Genomic DNA, 21,561 nt, shown 5'->3' with positions numbered 1-21,561 from the left:
GCTTGTATTTAGTCGTACAACTGGCCTTAAATATAAAGTAATCATACTTATCAGGTTGTACTTCTATTTCCATCCACCTCCGAGTGAGCGGTACAGTTCTATCACGGCACCTTGTTGCTCGCGTTCTACTGTTGAAAGGTCCAGTTCACTTTGTAATACATTGCCCTGTGCGGTAATCACCTCCAGGTAGGAGGCCATGCCGCTTCGAAACAACAGGCCGGCATCTCTGGTGGCGCTTTGCAGCTTCTCCACCCGTACCCGGGTCATATCGTGCTGTGCTTTGAGCTTGTCAATTTTCACGAGCGCGTCTGATACTTCTCCCACGGCTGTCAGCACCGATTTTCTAAATTCGATGGCTGTTCTTTCCCATTCTATTTTAGCCGTTTCCCATTCTGTCTTTAATTTCCTCCGTTGGAAGATGGGTTGCGTGATGCTGCCGGCTGCTGTTTCAAAAAGGCTGCCTGGTATGTTGAACCAGTTACTGGCTTTAAACGAATTGACACCAACGCCTGCTGTAATGTTGAGGGCGGGGTACATGCTGGCTTGAGCGATGCCCGCTTTGGCGTTGGCTATTTTGACAGCCATCTCCGCTGTCTGCACATCGGGGCGCTGGCTGAGGAGGGCGGCAGGAACACCTGCCGACAACGGACTGTCTGTTACAATGGATGAAGGCCGGTTGCTTCTGGCAATAGTTCCTGGCAGGGATCCGGTGAGGATCTTCAATGCATTTTCCTGAAGGATGATCTGTTGCTCTATTTTGGGTAACAGGGCAGCAGCCACCTGACGCTGGGCTGCTGTTTGTTCAATGGCGAGATTATTGATCTGGCCGGAATTGAATTGCAGCTGCATCATCTGGAGGGTGCTGTCGTTGAGTGCCAGGTTTCTGGCAGCGATGGCGTGCTGGGTGTCCAGCATCAGCAGGTTATAATATCCTTGTGCTACCTCACTCACAATTCTTGTCTGTACTGCTTTGGAAGCCTCTGTGCTCTGTAGGTAGCTGGCAAGGGCTATCTCTTTCATGCGGCTGATTTTCCCCCAGGCAATCACCTCCCAGCTAAGGCCGATATTGGCGTTGTAATCGTCCATATAACGGGTACCCATAAACTCTTCTGACAAAGAGCCATTCAGGCTGTTTTTAGAGGGATAGTTACGGTTGCCCTGTACCTGCAGGTTCAGGTCCGGCAGATTGGCCAGCCTGGCGGCTTTGACGGCCTGTTCGGAAGCAGCCACATTTTTAAGGGCTACCTGTATATCGAAGTTTTGAGCGATGGCACTGTCGATCAGTGTTTGCAGCGCCGGATCGGTGAAAAACGTTTTCCAGGAAAGCTGGCCGGCATTACTGCTGTCGGCAGTAGCGGGTGCACTACGGTAGTGCTGTGGTAAGGCCACTGCCGGCCTGGTGAACTCTTTGCCCACCCTGCAGGCCATGACCGTGCTGGAAAACACGGCGATGGCGAGAAGGGATGATTTATTGATAGTCATTGTTTGCTGATTTTTTGAATTTGCTGTTAAACTGTTGCTGGTTCCATCACCACTTCCTTTGCTGCTACCGGTGTTTTTCCGGAGATTTTTTCCTGCAGATACTGGAATACGATGAATAATACCGGGATGATGAACACGCCCAGGATTACACCGGACAACATACCACCTGCGGTGCCGATACTGATGGAGTGGTTACCCAATGCGGAAGGTCCTTTTACTACCATCAGCGGAATCAGCCCTGCCACAAAGGCCAGCGAGGTCATGATGATAGGACGCAGACGCAGTTTGGAGGCTTCCATCGCGGCCGACAGCAACGTTTTGCCAGCCCGGCGCCGTTGCACGGCAAATTCTACGATCAGGATGGCGTTTTTGGCCAGCAGCCCTATCAGCATCACCAGACCTACCTGTACATAAATGTTATTGTCGATGCCTGCCAGATTAATAGCCAGGAACACACCCAGGATACCAGTTGGTATAGACAACAGTACAGCCAGCGGCAGGATATAACTCTCATATTGTGCTGCCAGCAGGAAGTATACAAATACCAGTGCCAGTACAAATATGAATACCATCTGGTTGCCGGCATTCTTTTCTTCCTTACTTAATCCGGTCCACTCGAAACTGAAGCCGGCAGGGAGTTTGGTGGCAGCCACTCTTTCCACCGCTTTGATCGCATCACCCGTGCTGTAGCCTGGTTTAGGCATGGCATTGATGGAGATGGAGTTATACAGGTTGTATCTGTTCATCATCTCAGGACCGTACACTTTTTTCAAAGTGATCATGCTGTTGACCGGTACCATCTGTCCCTGATCGTTTTTAACGAATATGCCTTCGAGGCTGGAAGGGGTACCACGGGATTCCGGTGCAGCCTGTACCATCACACGATAGTATTTACCGAAGCGGTTGAAGTCTGATGCCTGATTACTACCATAGTAGGTTTGTAATGTCATCATCAGGTCGCTCACGTTGACGCCCAGCTGTTTTGTTTTTACGGGATCCACTATCAGCTCATACTGCGGGAAGTCGGCCTTAAACATCGTAAAGGCTACGGCTATCTCCGGGGTCTGCATCAGCTCTCCGATGAAGCGGTTGGCGGTTTCACTGAACTTCTCCACTTGTCCGCCGGTACGGTCCTGTAGCACGAGTTCCAGGCCGTTGAAGGTACCGAAGCCCGGCACCGTCGGGAAGGTAAACACACTGAACGTACCTTCCTTAATGGTATTCAGCTGTTCGTTCATCAGATATACGATATGATCTATATTCTGCACTTCTCCACGTTCCTTGATAGGCTTCAGTTTCACGAAGCCCATCGCATAAGCCGGACTGGCGCCGTTACTCAGAATGTTGTACCCGGAGATACTGGTTTCTGATTCCACCATAGGCATCTTTTTAAGGATGCTGTCGGCTCTGCGCAACACTGCTGTGGTTCTGTCCAAACCCGCTCCCGGAGGGAGTGACAGGGAATAGGCCACAAAGCTGCCGTCTTCGTTGGGAATAAATCCTTTAGGTGTACTGCGCATCAGTAGGGCAGTTGCTACGATGATGATCGCCAGTGCGCCCAGGCTCACCCATTTATAGTTGATCAGCCATTTAACACCACGGGCGTACTTGCTGGTCATCGCCTGGAAACCGGTGTTGAAAGCGGTAAAGAAACGACCTGTAAAACCTTGTTTGGCAGGTGTTTTCCCATCATGACTTCCTTCTCCGGCGTGTGTATTTTTCAGGAAGAGGGCACACAGGGCAGGACTAAGCGTCAGCGCGTTCAATGCGGATATCAGGATGGCGATAGCCAGCGTAAAGGCAAACTGCCGGTAAAACACACCGGTGGGACCTTCCATAAAACCTACCGGCAGGAACACCGCGGCCATTACCAGGGTAATAGACACGATAGCGCCGGTGATCTCGCTCATAGCCGACATGGTAGCGGCTTTGGCCGGTAAATGCGATCGTTCCATCTTACTATGCACCGCTTCTACCACCACAATGGCGTCATCCACCACAATCCCGATAGCCAGCACCAAGGCAAACAACGTGAGCATATTGATGGAAAAGCCCAGCATCTGCAAAAAGAAAAACGTACCTATCAGCGAAACCGGAACAGCAATGGCAGGGATCAACGTAGACCTGAAGTCCTGCAGGAAGAGAAATACGATCACGAACACCAGTATGAAAGCCTCTATCAGCGTAGATTTCACCTGTTTAATAGAGATGTCCAGCTGTTCTTTGGTGCTCATGGTCACCTGATATTTGACGCCTTTAGGGAACGTTTTGGACGCGTTGTCCATCACTTTGTTGATCTCTGTCTGGATAGCGTTGGCATTGGAGCCATTGGTCTGGAAGATGGCCATGGTCACGGCATCTTTACCATTTACGCGGTTGTCGGTGGTATAGTTGGCGGAACCAAGTTCTATACGGGCCAGGTCTTTCAGATACAACACAGAACCATCAGGAGCTACCCGGATAACGATTTTTTCGAACTGTTCGGGTTGATTGAACTTTCCTTTATAGTTGATTACATAAGACAAAGGCTCATCGGTGCCTTCGCCAAATCTGCCAGGTGCCGCTTCCAGGCTCTGATCGCGGATAGCGTTCATTACTTCTGTGGGCGTTACGTTATAAGCGGCCAGCTGTTCTGGCTTCAGCCATACACGCATGGAGTAATCCTTGGCACCGAAGATCTGTGCCTGGCCTACACCAGGTATACGTTTGATCTCGGGGATTACATTGATCTTGGCATAGTTCTGCAGGAAGGCTTCATCATATTTTTTGTTGTCTTCACTGTAAATGTCCAGGATCATGATCATCCCGCTTTGTTGTTTGGTGGTGGTAACACCGGCCTGTATTACTTCAGGCGGTAACTGACTGGTAACCTGTGCCACGCGGTTCTGTACGTTTACAGCTGCCTGATCAGGATCTGTGCCTAGTTTGAAGTATATGGTCACTGAGCCTACACCGTCATTGCCGGCGTTAGACTGTATATAAGTCATGTTTTCCACCCCGTTGATGGCCTCTTCCAGGGGAGTAACTACCGAACGTAGTACAGTAGCGGCATTACCGCCGGGGAAGCTGGCGCTCACCACCACGCTGGGTGGCGCGATGTCCGGGAACTGTGTCACCGGCAGCCGGGTAAGGCCTACGATACCCAGGATCACCAGGATAACCGATATAACGGTGGCCAGTACCGGCCGTTGAATAATTTTATTGAGCATGGCTTGTTTTACTTTGGTTTATTTTCCGGTTGTTGCAACGGAATCTTTGTTGTTGGCGGGTTTCACCACCGTGCCTTCCATGAGGGTTTCTATGCCGGCGGTGACAATCCTGTCGCCCCGCTTCAGTCCTTCTTTTACGATGAAGTTATCCTGACTTCTGCCGGACAGCTCAAGGATACGGCGTTGTACCTTATTGCTGTCGACCACCTGATATACAAATATTTTGTCCTGCATTTCCAGGGTGGCGGCCTGCGGCACCTGTATCACCCCGCTGTAGAGTTGTTCTACCTTTACTTTGCCGGTATTGCCGGAACGAAGGATAGCTGCGGGATTGGGGAAGGTGGCCCGAAGACTGATAGCGGCTGTTGTTTTATTGAACTGTCCGTCTACCATTTCGATACGACCTTTCTGGTTGAAGGCATCGCCGTTGGAGAGAATGAGCGTTACAGGGCGCAGTTGTTTCAGCTGTTGCTGCAGACTTAAGCCGGAAGTACCTTTGCTGAAGTTCATGAAGTCATTTTCGCTCATAGAGAAATAAGCGTATACCTCGCTGATATCAGAAAGCGTAGTGAGCGGTGCTGCATCGTTTCTGCCTACCAGGTTACCGATCCTCTTGGGAATACGGCCGATATATCCGCTGACAGGAGCTTTTATCAGAGTGAAGCCTACATTGACACGGGAAGCGGCTACTGCTGCTTTGGCCTGCTCAACATTGGCTTTGGCCGTTTGCATGGTGGCCATAGCAGTTTTGAGTTGCATATCGGCCACTACTTTGTTTTCTACCAGTGGACGTACTTTATCTACTTCCAGTTGGGCAGCTGCCAGAGCAGACTCCATCGCATGGAGACTGGCAATGTCTCTGTTGAGCTGTTCACGGTAGGGTTGATCATTGATCTCAAACAGCGGTTGACCAGCTTTTACATAACTGCCTTCATCCACAAAAATCTTCTTAATATATCCATCTACCTGTGGACGTACGTCCACATTCACTTTCCCTTCCAGCTGAGCGGAATACTCGTTGGTAGTAAGGGTCGTAGTGGTGTCGAGGGTCATCACCGGCAGTTCCGGAGTCGGCGCAGCCATATTGGCTGTTTCTGCGCCCGCGTTGCCACCGCAGCTGCTGAGCGCTGCCGGCAGCAAACAGGCCATGATCATACCGGGAAGTATGTGTCTGTTTCTTATGTTACTCTTAAGGTGGTTCATTGCCTTCATTTTTTTGCGTAGAGAGGCAAATATCATCCACCCCCAAAAACTAATTCAGGACAAAGTGAGTGAAGCGGAAAAAATGGACGGTGAACCGGAAAAATGACGGAATGAAAAAAATGCCTCCGTGAACTTGTCAGGAGTGATGATTTCGAGGGGCTAGCTCATTCGGAGCCATGAGGGAATATAACGGGAGATAATTGTCTTCTTAAAAAAGAAAAATAAAATGCGCTGTAATACTTCCATAATGATGAGCCCAATCAGTGTAATGAAAATGGTTAATAGGCCGGAAATAACGGCCGTATTCCGGTAGTAATGAAATAAATTCAACGTCTGGGGCTTTCCCAGCAGGTACCAGACTCCTGCACCGGCCAGGTAAACCAATATAATCGTCAATGTTGATTTAGATAGCCTGGTCAGGAAATTGTCAGTATCTGTAGTTAGTATTTCGAGTGTGTTTACAAGCAGAATAGAGATCATGATCCCGAAGGTGAAAATTTTGCTCTGTAAAGGTGTTTTATTAGGCCAGATCTCTCTGTAAGGATATACATCGGGAATAACCATTGTCAGCCAATAAATACATGCAAATAAAACAATGATCACTATATAAGGAAACAGGCTGCGTGTGGACATTAACTTATCTTGCTTTGTTAGGGGAGCATCCGAATTTCTTTTTAAAAGCCGTGCTGAAATGCTGTATGGAAGAGTATCCCAGCATGGTAGCAATTTCTCCTACCGACTTATGCTGATCCCGCAGGTAGGTACGGGCCAGTTCTAGGCGTTGTTCTGCCACAAAGCCGAAGGCAGTAGTATTGAAGAGTTCTTTAAAACCATACTTCAGTTTGTATTCATTAAGACCGGCCATCCTGGCGAGGGCCGACAGGGTAGGAGGGTTCTCCAGATTCTCCAACAGGTGGTCCCGCACAAAGTGTAGGCGCTCCCGGTCATAGGGCGTACGTACGACAGCGTTAGTATGATGATGAGTTTGATGATAGGAGGCGGCCTGCAATACCAGCATCTCTATGGCTTTGGAAAAAAGGAACATTTTTTTGATGCCACCTTGATAATTACAACGGAGGATGGAATTGATGTTTTGTTGCATGGAGAGATCGATGGGCAGGCTCTGAGGAGACAGGGTCCCGATTTTTCTGCTCAGCACTTTATCCGCAAAACGTTGCAGCGCCTCGTCGGAATGTTCGGTCAGTTGTAAAAAGGAATCACGGGTAAATTGAAGAATAAACTGAGAAGCCTCCAGCTCTTCATTTTTCATAGTGCTGGCCCCCATATTGGTATACAGCATGTTGTGTGTGTTGGCTGCAAAGTGCAGGGGCATATGGCCTTCCAGTGGGGACACCGTAAATTGCCCTTTCAGGTTGAAGTGCAGATGTACGATGTCGATGTCTGCCTGCCAGGTCATAGACTTACAGTCATTATATACCCAATCGCTGTGGATCATACGAATACCATCAAACTGCCAGTGAGACATCTTCGCCCGGCCAATCGGAAGGGATAGTTCCGCACTGTCTTCCTTCAGCTGTGGGGAATTGATATCCTGGATGATCGTATTGACATGCGGCACCTTGTTATTGTTGGTATTTCCCCAATCGAGCGGCATTTTGCTTTTTATACAAATCTAATTCCTTTTGATATAAATATGGCTCCTTTTAATATAAACGGAAAAGGGAAGTGCAGCAGACCTTTGTACACATAAAATCATTCGACGATGAACATGTATTTATTAAGTTTGCTGGTACATATTACAGGGCTGGCCATGATGGCAGGCTTGGTACTAGCTGGGTTTTTAGCCAATCGACGTTTCTGGCAGGTATATCAGCAGGACCGTGTGAAGGCCGCTGCCATCATAGATCTGACCTCCAGGTTTCCCATGATGATGGGTATAGGATTTTTGTTGTTATTATTATCTGGTATCAGTTTGATGGCTCAGGTACATGGCGTCTATGGCGAGCAGCTTTGGTTCAGGGTGAAAATGTTACTGTTATTACTGCTGGTGCTCAACGGCTTCGTTGGCCGCCGACTGGGAATGAAAATGAGGCCCCACCTGCTAGCATCGGCCTCTGGCCAGGAAATCCATACAGACCTGGCCCCCATGAAAGGGAAAGTCACTTTGTTTTATGTTGTGCAGTTGTTGTTGCTGCTGTTGGTATTTATCTGCGGCGTATTTAAATTTTCGTAAGGGTACTATCTATCCACGTTAGTATGGCCTGCTTTTGTGCAGGTGTCAACCGGGCTTCAGGATGCAGCAGGGTATACGAAGACAACGGCATCTTTCCGGCAGTGATCTGTTCCTTCATGCGTTTGAGCTTATTACGCTGTCGCCTGAACGAATATTTTCCATACTCCTGAAAATTGAGTTCCTGCCTTCCTTCCTGTACGTGTTTGTTGAGCAGCCAGCCAACCGGCTGTATCTCTGCATACCATGGATACCGGGTATGGTTACTATGACAATCGTAACAGGCGAGCTGCATCATATGCTGTACACTGTCAGGCATAGGATATATAGTGGCAATATCCTGTGTGGCATCCTGTTGGCTATCCTGATTTTTAGCAGGCCTGAAAAACTGGATGACTACGAATATCGCTAATAGCATCCCAGGGCTGAAGCCCTGGGCTATTTTAGATTTTAGCATAGACGAGGTGTTTTTATTTATATGATTTGTTGGTTAAAATGAATGCGCTGTTTTATCTAATAAAATAGACTCGGGCTATTAATGACTTCAGTACTATAAAATTCCTATCAATGAAAAACGAAACCCCTGTCTTATCCAATCCAAAATGGCCCAGGGCTTTAGCCCTGGGAACCCGTTATTGGATCAGCTCTTCCATTACGCCGCAATTGGCCATTTTTGCGCCCATGTATGGGTTTTTGATTTCGGAGGATTCGCTTAACCACAGGGCGCCTTTGTTATTATTGTACATAGGGCAGTGAGCGTGGTAGAGTGGTTGTCCGCCGCCGAAGGCTTTTGCCAGCTCGTAGATGTCTTCGCTCATTTGTGCGAAGTGTTCGCGCTGATGTTCGATGTTGCCGGTATTTTTACTGATATGTTCGGCGTGTTCTTTCAGGTCTTCTTCGTTGGCGGCGTATATTTTCTTTTGTTCAGGGGTGAGTTGTGAGGCGTCTACTTTGGCGAGTGCTGCGCTCATGGCTTCTGCGGCTTTGGCGGTGGCTGCATCATCGTCGGCAGCGAGACCGTTTTTCAGCTGGAGATAGCTGTCTATTACAGCTTTGAGGGCGGTGGCGGTAGCGGGGCTCACATCGGTGAACTGTGGTTTTACGGTTGCCAGTGTTTTCTCTGCAGGAGCTGTTTCATGATGTGCGGCAGCGGTGCTGTCGCTGTGTTGTGTTTCGGAGGTTGCCGGCTGGTTGTTGTTGCAGGCGGCGAAGGTGATGGCAGTCAGTGCCAGGGTGCTGATGATAATAGTTTTCATGCGTATGATTGAGTAGTTATTGATGAAGATGAATGATTATTGAATGGTTTCTTTTACTTCCCCGCAGGTGAGCATTTTATCCCCGAAGTAGGGATTTTTGATGCCGGAATCGTTGCTGAGCCAGTAGCCGCCTTTATCGTTGAGGGCCATAGGGCAGTAGTCGATGTAGAGGGAGCCGCTGCTGATGCCTGACTTTTTCACGAGTGTGATCAGGTCGTTGCTCAGGGTGGCGTAGGCGGTGCGTTGTGCGTCGAGGTGGGGTGCGGCCATGATACCGGCGGCGGTGCTCACTAATTTCTCCGCGCCGCTGATGCCTTTGGCGCCGGCTTCTATCGCGTTGGCGGCGATCCTTGCGGCTGCTTCGTCGCCATTGATAAGGGCGGCCGACAGCTGCTGATATTGCAGGTATACTGCGTTCAGCTGATCATCTTTAAGCTGCAGTCCTGCAGGTTTAGCGGCTTGGGTAACAGGCGCCGACTGTTGCCCGGAAGAATCGGGCTTGTCGGGAGCAGCAGTTTTACTATTGCCGCAGGCAGCCAGCAATGCGGCTGCCATAACGGATAATCCTGCTTTGAGGAAGGTGGTCATGTGTATTTGATTTTATGATGAACTAAGCAGATATCAGTGATGATGGCCTGATGCGGAGGCCAATGGATCGGCGCCCTTTTTCAGGATGTATTCGCTGTAGAGAAGGTAGGCACCGGTAACGACTACTTTATCACCGGCTTCCAGCCCGTCTGCGATTTCCACGGCATCAAAATTTTCCATGCCGGTGGTGACGATGCGTGGCTCAAACTTACCTTTGGTTTTTTCTATCCACACATGTGTTCCTTTACCATCGCGGATGACAGCGTCTACCGGTAACGTCAGTACGTCGTTTTTACTTTTCACCGGCAGGAGGATGTTGGCCTGTAACCCTGGCTGCCAGCGGTTGTCGGGGTTGGGGATGGTACCGCGTATCTGCATCAGCTGACTGCCGCTCTGCAGGGCAGGATTGATGAACTGTATGGTCATCTGCTGCGGTTCCTGTTCCCAACCTGCTACGAGTACTTTTACGGTCTGGCCCGGACGAACAGCTTCTGCTTCTCCGGGATAGATATCGGCTTCTACCCACAACTGATTATACCCTTCGAGGCGCATCACTGCACCACCTTCGGAAACATACTGTCCTTCGGTGACTGACAGTTCGGAAACCATGCCGCTTTGCGTGGCAGGATAGGTTACATAGGGATTTACTTTCTGTGATTGCAGCAGCTGTTGAATAGCGGCATCTGACTGGTCGTACAGCTGGAGTTTCTGTCGCGCACCTTTTTCTATCTGCGCAAAGCGGGCATCATCCGGAAACTGTTTGACCTGCGCTACTGCCAGCAGGTATTCCTGTTGCAGGGAAGCCAGCTGTTCGGAATAGATGCGGTACAAAGGTTGTCCTTTGCTGACCCTGACGCCTGTTTCCCGGACATACAGTGTTTCCACGCGACCAGGTACGCGGCTGGAGATGACGGTTGTTTTCTCTGGGTCGGTGACCAGGCGGCCGTTGAGTTGTTTGAAGCCGGCCAGGTTGCCTGCACCGATGGTTACCGTGGTGATATTGGCAAGCGCTATCTGGCTGTTGTCGAGGGTGAGGGCTACGTCTTTGTTGTTTTTGTCGAAAGGTACCAGGTCCATGCCGCAGATAGGGCAGGTACCGGGTTTGTTTTGTACGATCTGCGGGTGCATGGGGCAGGTGAACGTTTGTTGTTTGCCTGCCTCAGCAGCTTTTTTGCCTGTTTCCTTGCAGGCTGCCAGCAACAGGGCCGGTACCAGGGAAACGATGGCTATAGAGCGTATGAATTGTTTTCTTTCCATGCTTTAAGGATTTGTTTTGATGAAGCTTTCGCTGTCTACCAGGTAGGCCGCGTTGGAAGCTATTTCCCAGTCGGCGATTGGTGTTTTGATCTGGACCATCTCTGCTACAGTGGCTCCTGTTTCTACCGTTACAGGTACAAAGGCGCCCTGTGTTTTGCGGAACACCATCGTATTATTACCGGAATGATATATTGCTTTTTTAGGCAGCCACCATCCTTCGTTGTAAACGAGGGGTATGTGGCCGGTCAGCAGCTGCCCTGCGCGGAAATGATGACTGCCGAGGTATACCCTTACCAGCGTGAAGTTCTGGCCATTGCGGAAGACTGGCTCAATAAGTCCGATGGTACCGGGTTGCATGGCAGCTTTATCGTGGGTAGGATAAAAGAGCAGCTGTTGCTGCAGTTTGAGCCTGGAAGCCAGTTGAGATGGGAAGGAAAATTCTGCAACAAGATTATCAGCCTGATAGATGGTGAAGAGTGATTGTCCGGCGCTGACATACTGTCCTTCCCGCAGCATGACCGGCGTGGTGGCCGCTGCTGTTGCTGTGGCGGGTGCAGCGGAAGGTGCACTGCCGCCTCCCATGCTGTTCATACCATCGCCTGCGGGCGCCGCGGCAGGTGCCGGTGCTGTGGTGGAAGCACTGCTGGTCTTTTCCAGGATATAGCCGTTACTGTTACTATATACAGGAATGCGGTAAAGGATATTTCCTGTTCTCAGGACCTGGTCTATCTGCGCCGTTTGCATGCCTAGCAGCTGTAACCGTTGACGTGCAGCTGATAACAGCTGATCACCCTGGCGGGCCACTAGCAGCAGTTCACGCTGAGCGGCGGCCAGTTCCGGAGAATAGATCTCCATAATCAGCTGTCCCTGTTTCACCGGCTGGTAGTTGTATTTAATCAGCAGCCTTTCTATGCGGCCGCCTACACGGCTGGCAATACTGGTTTGACGGCGGGTATCGTAGGTGATCACTCCGCTCACTTCGGATGTATAGATACGGGTACCACTCTCCGCTTTGATCACCGGAATGGTGGCGATCACGCGGGCGTTGACAGGCTGTGTCAGTGCAGCAACGCTGCTGTCGGTGCCCTGTGCATGCCCGGCACTGTGGGTATGGGCTGTCTTGCTCTTGCAGGCTGCCAGCGCCAGTATGGCCACGGCCATGGCGGGTATGATATTAACGATATAGCTGTTTTTCATAATCCACGATCATTTCATAGAGTTTCAATTTTTCATCCAGTATGCCGGATTGCATCATTGTCAGTGCTTCCCAGGAGTCGATCACATTACTCAGCGTCATTTTATTTTCCTGATAGTTGAGGAAACTGGCGTCCAGCGTTTGCCGTAGGGAAGGCACGATTTTATCTTCCATGGCTGCGATGCGCTGCTGCATGGTGCGGATCTCGTACTGCATACCATACAGCATGCCCTGGGTTTCCTGCAACATGGCGGCCTTTTCTTTTTCCATAGCCGCCACGTTGTATTCCATGGCTTTGATACCGGACTTATACATTTTGGAAGCCCAGGGTACTATGGGGACGCTGATCATGCCCATAGCGCTGAAAGCCTTTGGCATCATGGCCCCCAGCGGTTGCATATGATCAAAACGAATCCTGAAATCCGGCTTTCTGTCGCGTTTCATGCTTTCAATATTCAGCTGCATGGAACTGATGCTTTCATTCATTTTCAGGACATCCTTGCGCACGGCGGCCAGAGAGGCGGTGTCATAAGAGGCGGCTGGTTCAAATACCGGCTGGTAAGTGGTGTCAATCTCAAATGCCTGGTTGCCGGGTGCGTTCATCAGGCTGTTGAGCCAGGAACGGGCTTTGGCGATGGTGCCTTCCTGCATGCGGATCATGTTGCGGTTGTCTTCCAGTTTGGCATTGGTTTTATAGACACCGCTCAACTGTGACTGATTGTATGGATATCTTACTTCCTCAATCTTTTTCATGGTCTGCATGATCTTTTCATTCTCCTGCAGCACTTTTATTTTTTGCTGCGCGATGATCCAGTTGAAGTACAACCTTTTGGCCTGTGCTTTCAACTCGTTGAGGGTGACACCGCGGGTAGCCAGTTCGATATTGCCCTGAGAGGCGATATAACGTTTTTTAGCGGCGAGTTTGGCGGGATTAGGAATGTCTTGTTCCAGCTGCAGCATCAGGCTGCCTTTATCGCGCTCGTCCATCACCTGCTGGCCGGGATACGGTGTCATAAAGGTGCCGACGCCTACCATAGGTGCCATCCAGGCGGTAGCTGCTGCTGCATTGTGTTTGTAGCTCTCTGCTTTCAGTCCGTAAGACTGCAGCAGCACGTTGTTGCTGTCAATTTTCTGCAGGATGCCGGGCAGTGATAATACCGGTGTTTGTTGTGCAAATGACAGTACCGGCGCGCCCAGGATAAAGAGCGCTATCACCAGCGGTTTGATGTATATATATTTAATGATGTACTTCATGAATCTCCAGTTTTCCGTGCTTACGCAATTCATATTCTTTTGTCATTAGGAAGATCAGCGGGGTCACCAGCAGGATGTGGGTAGAAGAGGTGAGTACTCCGCCGATCATGGGTAGTACGATGGGCTTCATCACGTCTGTACCTACGCCGCTGGCCCACAGTACGGGCACCAACCCGAACAGTGACACGCATACGGTCATCAGTTTGGGTCTGAGCCTTTTGGCTGCGCCGTATATCACATGTTCGCGCAGATCATCACGCGTGATGGTAGCTGAACTGTTACCTTTCTGTTTTACCAGCTGCTGCATGGCATCATTCAGGTAGATGACCATCACGATACCTGTTTCCACGGCGATACCGAAAAGAGCGATAAAGCCTACGGCCACGGCCACAGAGAGATTGACGCCCCAGAAATAAATCATATAGGCGCCACCGATAAGGGCAAATGGTACGGTGATGAGGCTCAGGAAGGCTTCGCGGATAGAATGGAACGCGAAGTAAAGTGAGAAGAAAATGATGATCAGCACTACCGGCGCAATCCACAGCAGTGTTTGCTGGCCACGGATAAGGTTTTCGTACTGGCCGCTCCATTCGAGATAATATCCCTGTGGCAGAACGCCCTGTGCTTTACCCATTTTGTCGATGGCTTCTTTTACCGTGCTGCCCAGGTCGCGGCCGCGTACATTAAACAGTACTGCACCGCGGAGCATGGCGTTTTCTGAGGTGATCATGGGTGGGCCGTCGGTGAACTTCACGTCTGCAACGGATGACAGTGGTACTTCTCCCATAGAAGCCGACATGAGGGGGATACGGCGGATACGTTCCACACTGTTGCGGTAGTCCTGTGCCAGGCGTACACTGATAGAAAAACGTTGTCTTCCTTCGATGGTGTTGCCGATAGGAGAGCCGCCCAGCGCGGTTTCTACGGTTTGGTTCACGTCGTCTACGTTGAGGCCATAGCGGGCCAGATCGGCGCGGCGTACGGTGATATCGAGGTATTTACCGCCGGTAACGGGTTCCACATACAGGTCGGTGATACCAACGGTGCCTTCCAGGGCCTGTTTTACCCTTTCGGAAACAGCGGCAATAGTGTCCAGCTGTTGACCATATACTTTCACGCCAACGTCTGTACGAATACCGGTAGCCAGCATGTTGATACGGTTGATGATAGGCTGGGTCCAGCCGTTGACAACACCGGGTATCTGCAGTTTGGCATCCAGCTCATCGATGATGTCTTTTTTGGTTTTGCCTTCCCGCCATTTGGATTTAGGCTTCAGCATGATGATAGTTTCTATCATGCTGATGGGAGAGTTGTCGGTAGCGGTGCTTGCACGGCCAGCTTTACCCAGTACTTTCTCCACTTCGGGCACCGACTTGATGATTTTGTCCTGTACCTGCAGTATCCTTTTGGCTTCTGCGTTGGAGATATCGGGGAGGGTGACCGGCATAAACAGAATGCTCTGCTCATCCAGCGGTGGCATAAATTCGCTGCCGAGGCTTTTCAGCAGCGGGATGGTGATCACCAGCGCGATCACGTTGATAGCGATGGTGGTTTTACGCCATTTTAATACCCCTTTGATCACGGGTTCGTATATACGTTCCAGTATTCTGTTGACCGGATTGGCATTGTCGGGTCTGAATTTGCCTTTCATGAAGAAGGAGATGAGCACCGGCGCCAGCGTGATCACCAGCAGGGCGTCCATGATCATGATGAACGTTTTCGTATAGGCCAGCGGGTGAAACAGTTTGCCTTCCTGGCCGGTCAGCATAAATACCGGCAGAAATGAAGTAATGATAATAATGGTGGCAAAAAATACGCCGCGTGATACCTGCTTGCTGGATTGTTCTATGATCTTCAGTCGCTCTTCTTCGCTGATCCATTGCGGTGATTTCTTAAATATCTTTTTCAGCCAGTTCATGTTACTTGTTTTTTTGTTGTTCCTGCCAGAGGGCATACCTTTCTGACAGATGCTTATAGGCGTTTTCACTCATGATAATCCCGTTGTCTACGATCACTCCGATGGCCAGGGCTATACCTGTCAGCGACATGATGTTGGAAGAAATACCGAAGGCATTCAGCAGCAGGAAGCTGGCGGCCAGCGTGATAGGGATCTGTATAATGATACTCAGGGCACTACGCCAGTGGAAGAGGAAGATGATCACCACGATGGATACGACGATCATTTCTTCGATGAGTGTATGTTTGATGGAGTCTACAGATTCTTTGATCAGCTCACCCCTGTCATATACAATGTCGAATTTTACTTTCTCCGGAAAACCTTTGGCTACTTCCTGCATTTTCGCCTTCACTTTGTCGATCACAGCTGCGGCGTTTTCACCATAACGCATCACTACGATGCCGCCTACACGCTCTCCCTGTCCGTCCTGGTCGAAGATGCCCAGGCGTGTTTCGCCGGTCATCTGCACAGCGGCGATATCAGCCACCCGGATGGGGATGCTGTTTTGTGTTTTGACAGGTATGTTTTCGATTTCTTCGGCAGACTTCAGATAGCCGGAGGTTTTAATGATATAGCCGATATCACTGAGTTCAAATTTTCGGCCGCCAGACTCGTTGTTGTTGGTCCGGATGGCATTGATCACTTCTGCTACCGACAAGCGGTAATACAGTAGTTTATTAGGATCTACCGTGATCTGGTATTGTTTCTGAAAACCGCCAAAGGAAGCGATTTCACTCACTCCTTCTACATTCTGAAGGGCAAATTTGATGTACCAGTCTTGTAGTGCGCGTTGTTCTCCGAGGTCCATACCCGGGGCGTCGAGGGTATACCATAGAATGTGGCCCACACCGGTGCCGTCGGGCCCCAGCTGCGGCGCTACACCGGTAGGCAAAGTGCGGGATACGGTGCTTAACCGTTCGAGTACCCTTTCTCTGGCCCAGTAAATGTCTACATCATCATTAAAAATGACATAAATAAAACTCATCCCAAACATGGAAGAACCCCGTACATATTTGATTTTAGGAAGTCCCTGCAGGTTGGTCACAAGTGGATAGGTGATCTGGTCTTCTATCAGCTGTGGGCCGCGGCCCATCCACTCCGTGAATACGATCACCTGGTTTTCAGACAGATCGGGAATGGCGTCGATAGGATTTTTTTTGACGGCATAGATACCCCAGGCAAACAAGGCTGTTGCCAGCACCAGTACTATAAACCGGTTGCGCAGGGACCATTCAATAATTCGATGTACCATATATATTTTTTCAAAGGGTGCAGGTAAACAGCAGCAGCGACTGCAGCACCAGGTCTATTGGGCAGGGTGTATACTAATACGGCATACTGTATAACGACACTGGCTACACGTAGCAGTGGTCCGTTTTATTCCCGTAAATAAGTCAGCTAAAGTGTAATATAGCCCAGGGCTTCAGCCTGGGAAGGGGTATCAGATGCGGAAGTTACAATGCAGGATATGGGGATGGACTTTACTGCTTCGCGGCGGCGCGTTGCTTACCGGATGCTCTTCGGCCAGCGCCAGCACGCGGGCTGGTGGCAATGAAGTATAGTAGGCAGGGGCATCGGCCACAGGCATCTGTAAAAAATGCAGGGCATGTGCCACTACTTTCTCATCTTTCTCGAGCTTAACAGTCTTATGTTCATCCTTGCAGCATTTTTTTGAACATCCTTTGTTCAGGTCTGTCTTGCAATGACTGCATTTTTTGCTGTCCGCACGCCACAGCTCTACCTCTACCAGCTTCCCCATGCAATAATGCATATGGAAAGTGGCTCCGGTGGAAGTGCCGATGTATAACATCGCCAGTATGAGCGTGAGGACTTTTTTCATATGAGGCAAAAGTAGCCGTAAGGGCCGGAATGGTTGTTATATAATTTTAAGGTTTTTTATATTTTTTTACGATGATATACATGCCTGCTCCCTGATCGCATGCTTTTTTGTACCTTGTAAACATATTGGTGTGACAATGGATAGTAAAACGGATATTCTCCAATACCTCGATACGCATTTCCCTACGCTGGACAGCGATTTAAAACAACATCTGTCAGATATAGGAGCCATCAAAGAGGTGCCGGCCGGTATGGTGCTGATGCAACAGGGCCAGCCGATCAGATATACTGTTCTGGTACTCGAAGGAAGATTAAAACTGTATCGTGAAGGAGAAGATATAGGCGAATTTTTTATGTATTATCTGGAGCCAGGCGATGCCTGTGCCATTTCCATGGTATGTGTGGCCTCCGGAAAAGCCAGCGAAGTAATGGCCAAAGCGGTAGATGACTCGGTGGTGCTCATGATACCCGTAAGGTATATGGAAGCCCTGATGAGAGATTATAAAAGCTGGTACCAGTTTGTAATAGAATCTTACCGGCGCCGTTTTGAAGAAGTGCTCAACGTGCTGGACAGCACCGTGTTTAAAAGTATGGATGAGCGGCTGTTGTCCTATATCCGCGCTCAGGCCGACAAACTAGGCACCCATGAACTCAAATTAACCCACCAGGAAATAGCTACAGACCTTAACTCATCGAGGGAGGTCGTTTCACGTCTGCTCAAAAAAATGGAGCAGAAAGGCATTGTTAAGCTCAACAGGAATTATATAGAGGTATTACCTATGTAACCAAAGTCACAGAGTTTGCTTGCAGAGGTATGTACCTTTGTATGGACATTAAAGCAAACGAGTTACAGATGGAAATTACAGGTTATATAGCAGCTGCGTTGATTGGTATTTCACTGGGATTGATTGGTGGCGGTGGGTCTATCTTAACCTTACCGGTACTGGTGTATCTCTTTGGTATTGCCCCGGCAGCTGCCACTTCCTATTCTCTTTTTATTGTAGGTACCACCAGCCTGGTAGGGGCAGTAGGCAGTTACAGAAAACAACTGGTAGATATACCGGTGGCGCTGCTGTTTGGTATACCATCTATTCTGGTCGTCTTTCTTACGAGGCACTATGTGGTGCCGGCCATCCCTGCAGCGCTCTTCCAAACAGGTGATTTCATCGTTACCAGGGAACTGGGCGTGATGCTCCTGTTTGCGCTGCTGATGCTGATGGCATCTGTATCCATGATCCGCGGAAAGAACGCCACGTTGACGGCAGCTACCAATATGAGCACAGCAGGTCGGATCAGACTTTTGCTGTATGGCACCCTGATCGGTTTTATCACCGGTTTGCTGGGCGCTGGCGGTGGTTTTCTTATCATTCCCGCATTGATTATGATTGCAGGCCTGCCCATGAAAAGGGCGGTGGGCACTTCTCTTCTGATCATGGCCATGAGTACGCTGATCGGTTTCCTGGGAGATGCCGGCAGAGGTGGTATCAACTGGGTATTGCTGATTACGGTTACAGTGATAGCTGTGGCCGGTGTATTGATCGGCGGAGCACTTACCTCCAAGATACCCGGTGCTAAGCTTAAACAGGCCTTTGGCTGGTTTGTACTGGCCATGGGCGTATACATCATCATCCTGGAAACAGTACTCAAATAAAGCGGTCTTGTGTAACAATTGTCACCAATTACATCATCGTATTAAAACATCTTTGCATCATAAAACCCGGAGAATTTAAATGGATATCTTAACATTTTTACAACAACCCTGGCCCTGGTATATAGCCGGACCGCTGATCGGACTTACCGTTCCGGTACTGCTGCTGGTAGGAAACAAATCCTTTGGTATCAGTTCCTCTTTGCGCCACATCTGCGCAGCCTGTGTACCGGCCAAAGTACCTTTTTTCGATTACGACTGGAAGAAGGAAGCCTGGAATCTCTTTTTCGTAGGGGGGATCCTGTTAGGAGGGATCATCGCAGGCACGCTGCTTGCCAACCCTGCGGGTATGTCGGTGAGCCCTAAGCTGGTTACTGAATTATCGCAATATGGTATCAATGATTATCATTCACTGGTGCCGGTGCAACTGTTCAACTGGCCGGCGCTGTTGTCGGTACGTGGTCTGCTGATGATGGTAGGCGGCGGTTTCCTGGTAGGCTTCGGCACACGATATGCTGGCGGCTGTACCAGTGGTCATGCTATCATGGGCTTGTCTACGCTGCAATGGCCTTCACTGGTGGCTACCATTTGTTTTATGATCGGTGGCTTTATCATGGCTAATCTGATACTGCCTTTTATTCTTTCACTGTAATCATCTTTTTATGAATACCTGGTTGAGTCAATTAAAATACCTGGTGATAGGAACAATATTCGGGATCATTTTTGTGAAGGCAGAAGTTATCAGCTGGTTTCGCATACAGGAAATGTTCCGCCTGCAGTCTTTTCATATGTACGGCGTGATTGGTAGCGCTGTGATGGTGGGAATGTTATCTGTATGGCTGATCAAAAAATTCAATATTAAAACACTGGATGGTGAAACGGTTGTGTTTCATCCCAAAAAATTCAATAAAGGGCAGATATATGGAGGCCTGTTGTTTGGCCTCGGCTGGGCTGTTACCGGCGCCTGCCCCGGACCATTATTCGCGCAGATCGGTGTGGGTGCCACTGTGGTAGCCGTTACACTGTTGAGTGCTATTGCCGGTACCTGGGTATATGGCAGGTTCCGTGAAAAATTACCGCATTAAAAAAACTGACAGATATGGAAATAAGACAATTTGAAGATAAAGCACTGGCGCACTATTCCTACGCAGTATACAGCGAAGTGGCCAATGAAATCATACTGATAGATCCGGCCAGAGACGTAACTCCTTATCTGGCTTATACTGCAGCAAAAAAGGCTACTATCACCGGCGTGATTGAAACACATCCGCATGCTGATTTTGTTAGCAGCCATCTGGAGCTGCATCAGACTACAGGTGCTGTAGTATACTGTTCACAACTGGTAGGCGCGCAATACCCACACACAGCGTTTGATGATGGAGATGTGATACACGTGGGAGAGCTTACTTTCAAGGCACTGAATACGCCCGGGCATTCACCGGATAGCATCAGTATTGTACTGGAAGAAAATGGTCAGACCAAAGCAGTCTTCACCGGAGATACTTTGTTTATCGGTGATTGCGGCCGTCCTGACCTGCGGGAAAAAGCGGGTAATCTGCAAGCCTCCCGCCAGGAACTGGCCCTGCAGATGTACCACTCCCTGCGGGAAAAACTGATGACATTGCCGGACCATACGCTGGTATATCCTGCACATGGTGCCGGTACACTTTGCGGTAAATCACTGGGGGATGCCAATAGCAGCACCATCGGGGCAGAGAAAAGGACCAACTGGAGCCTGCAGTCCATGACACCGGAAGAATTTGTAAAGGATCTGTTATCCCAACAACCTTTTGTCCCGAAATATTTCCCTTATGATGTAAGTGTCAATAGGCAGGGAGCACCAGCATTGCAGCCTTCTCTGGAGAAAGTACCGGTGTTGAAAGACACCGCCACTTTGGATAAAGGCATCCTGATCATCGATACCAGACCGGCGGCAGCCTTTAAAAAAGGTCACCTGCCGCAGGCCATCAACCTGCAAAACCAGGGTAAGTTCGAAACCTGGCTGGGTAGCGTGGTAGCACCAGGAGAGCATTTCTACCTGATTGCCGCCAACGAGCAGCAGTTGCAGGAAGTGATCGCCAAAGCGGCGAAGATAGGCTATGAAGGCTTGATCAGCGGTGCGATGGTGTCTGACGCTGGTAGCCATACTATGCAACCTGTGCCCCTGGACGATCTGAAAACTCATCCGCAGGATTATACCATTGTGGACGTGAGAATGGAATCTGAGGCACAAATACAGCTGTTGCCTGGCGCTATCAGCATTCCACTGGACCAGTTACGGGAACGGGTAAACGAGATCCCACTCGATAAGCCGATTGTGGTACATTGCGCCGGCGGATACCGCAGCGCAGCCGGCAGCAGTATTGTAGCCGGGGCTTTGGACGGGAAAGTGCCCACCTATGATCTGGGTGAGGCTGTAAAGGAATTCTAACCAGAACGGACATACGAATCGATGTAGGGCGGCGCCGGTTATCCGGGCCGC

General features: G+C 49.7%; 19 protein-coding genes. 6 read left to right on the top strand and 13 right to left on the bottom strand.

Going from position 1 to position 21,561, the window contains the following annotated elements; genetic code table 11:
• Window positions 1–63: 63 nt before the first annotated feature.
• The 4 genes from DF182_RS00340 to DF182_RS00320 form a co-directional block, all read right to left on the bottom strand.
• Window positions 64–1,482, bottom strand: a complete 1,419-nt coding sequence (locus DF182_RS00340) for a TolC family protein (RefSeq protein ID WP_113613703.1) — start codon at window positions 1,480–1,482, stop codon at window positions 64–66.
• A 26-nt stretch (window positions 1,483–1,508) separates the two neighbouring features.
• On the bottom strand, window positions 1,509–4,691 hold the full coding sequence (locus DF182_RS00335) for an efflux RND transporter permease subunit (protein ID WP_113613702.1): 3,183 nt from the start codon (window positions 4,689–4,691) through the stop codon (window positions 1,509–1,511).
• Window positions 4,692–4,709: 18 nt separating this feature from the next.
• The gene (locus DF182_RS00330; protein ID WP_245957340.1) at window positions 4,710–5,894 is read right to left on the bottom strand and encodes an efflux RND transporter periplasmic adaptor subunit; all 1,185 of its coding nucleotides are present in this window, start codon (window positions 5,892–5,894) and stop codon (window positions 4,710–4,712) included.
• A 637-nt stretch (window positions 5,895–6,531) separates the two neighbouring features.
• Entirely contained in the window at window positions 6,532–7,509 is a 978-nt protein-coding gene (locus DF182_RS00320; RefSeq protein ID WP_113613699.1) for a helix-turn-helix transcriptional regulator, read from the bottom strand.
• Window positions 7,510–7,617: 108 nt separating this feature from the next.
• Between DF182_RS00320 and DF182_RS00315 the strand changes: the two genes are divergently transcribed.
• A complete protein-coding gene (locus tag DF182_RS00315; RefSeq protein WP_113613698.1) occupies window positions 7,618–8,088 on the top strand; it encodes a hypothetical protein in 471 nt (156 codons plus the stop codon).
• Here the strand turns inward: DF182_RS00315 and DF182_RS00310 are convergent.
• From DF182_RS00310 to DF182_RS00270, 9 genes are all read right to left on the bottom strand, one after another.
• On the bottom strand, window positions 8,075–8,542 hold the full coding sequence (locus DF182_RS00310) for a heme-binding domain-containing protein (protein WP_211327015.1): 468 nt from the start codon (window positions 8,540–8,542) through the stop codon (window positions 8,075–8,077). The two genes, DF182_RS00315 and DF182_RS00310, sit on opposite strands and share 14 nt — an antisense overlap.
• Before the next feature lie 175 nt (window positions 8,543–8,717).
• Window positions 8,718–9,341, bottom strand: coding sequence for a DUF3347 domain-containing protein (locus DF182_RS00305; RefSeq protein ID WP_113613697.1), 624 nt, complete (start codon window positions 9,339–9,341; stop codon window positions 8,718–8,720).
• Between the two features lie 36 nt (window positions 9,342–9,377).
• Window positions 9,378–9,929, bottom strand: a complete 552-nt coding sequence (locus DF182_RS00300; RefSeq protein WP_113613696.1) for a DUF3347 domain-containing protein — start codon at window positions 9,927–9,929, stop codon at window positions 9,378–9,380.
• Between the two features lie 33 nt (window positions 9,930–9,962).
• Entirely contained in the window at window positions 9,963–11,186 is a 1,224-nt protein-coding gene (locus DF182_RS00295) for an efflux RND transporter periplasmic adaptor subunit (protein WP_113613695.1), read from the bottom strand.
• A 3-nt stretch (window positions 11,187–11,189) separates the two neighbouring features.
• Window positions 11,190–12,383: an efflux RND transporter periplasmic adaptor subunit gene (locus DF182_RS00290; RefSeq protein WP_113613694.1), complete on the bottom strand. Its 1,194-nt coding sequence runs from the start codon at window positions 12,381–12,383 to the stop codon at window positions 11,190–11,192.
• A complete protein-coding gene (locus DF182_RS00285) occupies window positions 12,361–13,635 on the bottom strand; it encodes a TolC family protein (RefSeq protein WP_211327014.1) in 1,275 nt (424 codons plus the stop codon). Before DF182_RS00285 ends, DF182_RS00290 begins: the two co-directional genes overlap by 23 nt.
• Window positions 13,619–15,553 carry an efflux RND transporter permease subunit gene (locus DF182_RS32755; RefSeq protein ID WP_113613692.1) on the bottom strand — a complete coding sequence of 645 codons (1,935 nt, stop codon included), beginning with the start codon at window positions 15,551–15,553 and terminating at the stop codon, window positions 13,619–13,621. Before DF182_RS32755 ends, DF182_RS00285 begins: the two co-directional genes overlap by 17 nt.
• 1 nt (window position 15,554) lies before the next feature.
• The gene (locus tag DF182_RS32750; RefSeq protein ID WP_113613691.1) at window positions 15,555–16,844 is read right to left on the bottom strand and encodes an efflux RND transporter permease subunit; all 1,290 of its coding nucleotides are present in this window, start codon (window positions 16,842–16,844) and stop codon (window positions 15,555–15,557) included.
• A gap of 189 nt (window positions 16,845–17,033) precedes the next feature.
• On the bottom strand, window positions 17,034–17,432 hold the full coding sequence (locus tag DF182_RS00270) for an HYC_CC_PP family protein (protein WP_113613690.1): 399 nt from the start codon (window positions 17,430–17,432) through the stop codon (window positions 17,034–17,036).
• 136 nt (window positions 17,433–17,568) lie between these two features.
• Between DF182_RS00270 and DF182_RS00265 the strand changes: the two genes are divergently transcribed.
• From DF182_RS00265 to DF182_RS00245, 5 genes are all read left to right on the top strand, one after another.
• Complete coding sequence (locus DF182_RS00265; protein WP_113613689.1) at window positions 17,569–18,216, top strand: Crp/Fnr family transcriptional regulator; 648 nt, start codon at window positions 17,569–17,571, stop codon at window positions 18,214–18,216.
• Window positions 18,217–18,257: 41 nt separating this feature from the next.
• Window positions 18,258–19,082, top strand: a complete 825-nt coding sequence (locus DF182_RS00260) for a sulfite exporter TauE/SafE family protein (protein WP_245957339.1) — start codon at window positions 18,258–18,260, stop codon at window positions 19,080–19,082.
• A 79-nt stretch (window positions 19,083–19,161) separates the two neighbouring features.
• A complete protein-coding gene (locus DF182_RS00255) occupies window positions 19,162–19,731 on the top strand; it encodes a YeeE/YedE family protein (protein ID WP_211327013.1) in 570 nt (189 codons plus the stop codon).
• A gap of 10 nt (window positions 19,732–19,741) precedes the next feature.
• A complete protein-coding gene (locus tag DF182_RS00250; RefSeq protein WP_113613687.1) occupies window positions 19,742–20,164 on the top strand; it encodes a DUF6691 family protein in 423 nt (140 codons plus the stop codon).
• A 14-nt stretch (window positions 20,165–20,178) separates the two neighbouring features.
• Window positions 20,179–21,510, top strand: coding sequence for an MBL fold metallo-hydrolase (locus DF182_RS00245; RefSeq protein WP_113613686.1), 1,332 nt, complete (start codon window positions 20,179–20,181; stop codon window positions 21,508–21,510).
• The last annotated feature ends 51 nt before the right edge of the window (window positions 21,511–21,561 follow it).

The organism is Chitinophaga flava, assembly GCF_003308995.1.
Classification (GTDB): Bacteria; Bacteroidota; Bacteroidia; order Chitinophagales; family Chitinophagaceae; genus Chitinophaga; species Chitinophaga flava.
This window is presented reverse-complemented; position numbering and strand designations above follow the sequence as displayed.

Coding starts and splice junctions, on each gene's coding strand:
- DF182_RS00340 (WP_113613703.1), bottom strand. CDS start 1,482: ATGACTATCAATAAATCATCCCTTCTCGCCATCGCCGTGTTTTCCAGC.
- DF182_RS00335 (WP_113613702.1), bottom strand. CDS start 4,691: ATGCTCAATAAAATTATTCAACGGCCGGTACTGGCCACCGTTATATCG.
- DF182_RS00330 (WP_245957340.1), bottom strand. CDS start 5,894: ATGAACCACCTTAAGAGTAACATAAGAAACAGACACATACTTCCCGGT.
- DF182_RS00320 (WP_113613699.1), bottom strand. CDS start 7,509: ATGCCGCTCGATTGGGGAAATACCAACAATAACAAGGTGCCGCATGTC.
- DF182_RS00315 (WP_113613698.1), top strand. CDS start 7,618: ATGAACATGTATTTATTAAGTTTGCTGGTACATATTACAGGGCTGGCC.
- DF182_RS00310 (WP_211327015.1), bottom strand. CDS start 8,542: ATGCTAAAATCTAAAATAGCCCAGGGCTTCAGCCCTGGGATGCTATTA.
- DF182_RS00305 (WP_113613697.1), bottom strand. CDS start 9,341: ATGAAAACTATTATCATCAGCACCCTGGCACTGACTGCCATCACCTTC.
- DF182_RS00300 (WP_113613696.1), bottom strand. CDS start 9,929: ATGACCACCTTCCTCAAAGCAGGATTATCCGTTATGGCAGCCGCATTG.
- DF182_RS00295 (WP_113613695.1), bottom strand. CDS start 11,186: ATGGAAAGAAAACAATTCATACGCTCTATAGCCATCGTTTCCCTGGTA.
- DF182_RS00290 (WP_113613694.1), bottom strand. CDS start 12,383: ATGAAAAACAGCTATATCGTTAATATCATACCCGCCATGGCCGTGGCC.
- DF182_RS00285 (WP_211327014.1), bottom strand. CDS start 13,635: ATGAAGTACATCATTAAATATATATACATCAAACCGCTGGTGATAGCG.
- DF182_RS32755 (WP_113613692.1), bottom strand. CDS start 15,553: ATGAACTGGCTGAAAAAGATATTTAAGAAATCACCGCAATGGATCAGC.
- DF182_RS32750 (WP_113613691.1), bottom strand. CDS start 16,844: ATGGTACATCGAATTATTGAATGGTCCCTGCGCAACCGGTTTATAGTA.
- DF182_RS00270 (WP_113613690.1), bottom strand. CDS start 17,432: ATGAAAAAAGTCCTCACGCTCATACTGGCGATGTTATACATCGGCACT.
- DF182_RS00265 (WP_113613689.1), top strand. CDS start 17,569: ATGGATAGTAAAACGGATATTCTCCAATACCTCGATACGCATTTCCCT.
- DF182_RS00260 (WP_245957339.1), top strand. CDS start 18,258: ATGGACATTAAAGCAAACGAGTTACAGATGGAAATTACAGGTTATATA.
- DF182_RS00255 (WP_211327013.1), top strand. CDS start 19,162: ATGGATATCTTAACATTTTTACAACAACCCTGGCCCTGGTATATAGCC.
- DF182_RS00250 (WP_113613687.1), top strand. CDS start 19,742: ATGAATACCTGGTTGAGTCAATTAAAATACCTGGTGATAGGAACAATA.
- DF182_RS00245 (WP_113613686.1), top strand. CDS start 20,179: ATGGAAATAAGACAATTTGAAGATAAAGCACTGGCGCACTATTCCTAC.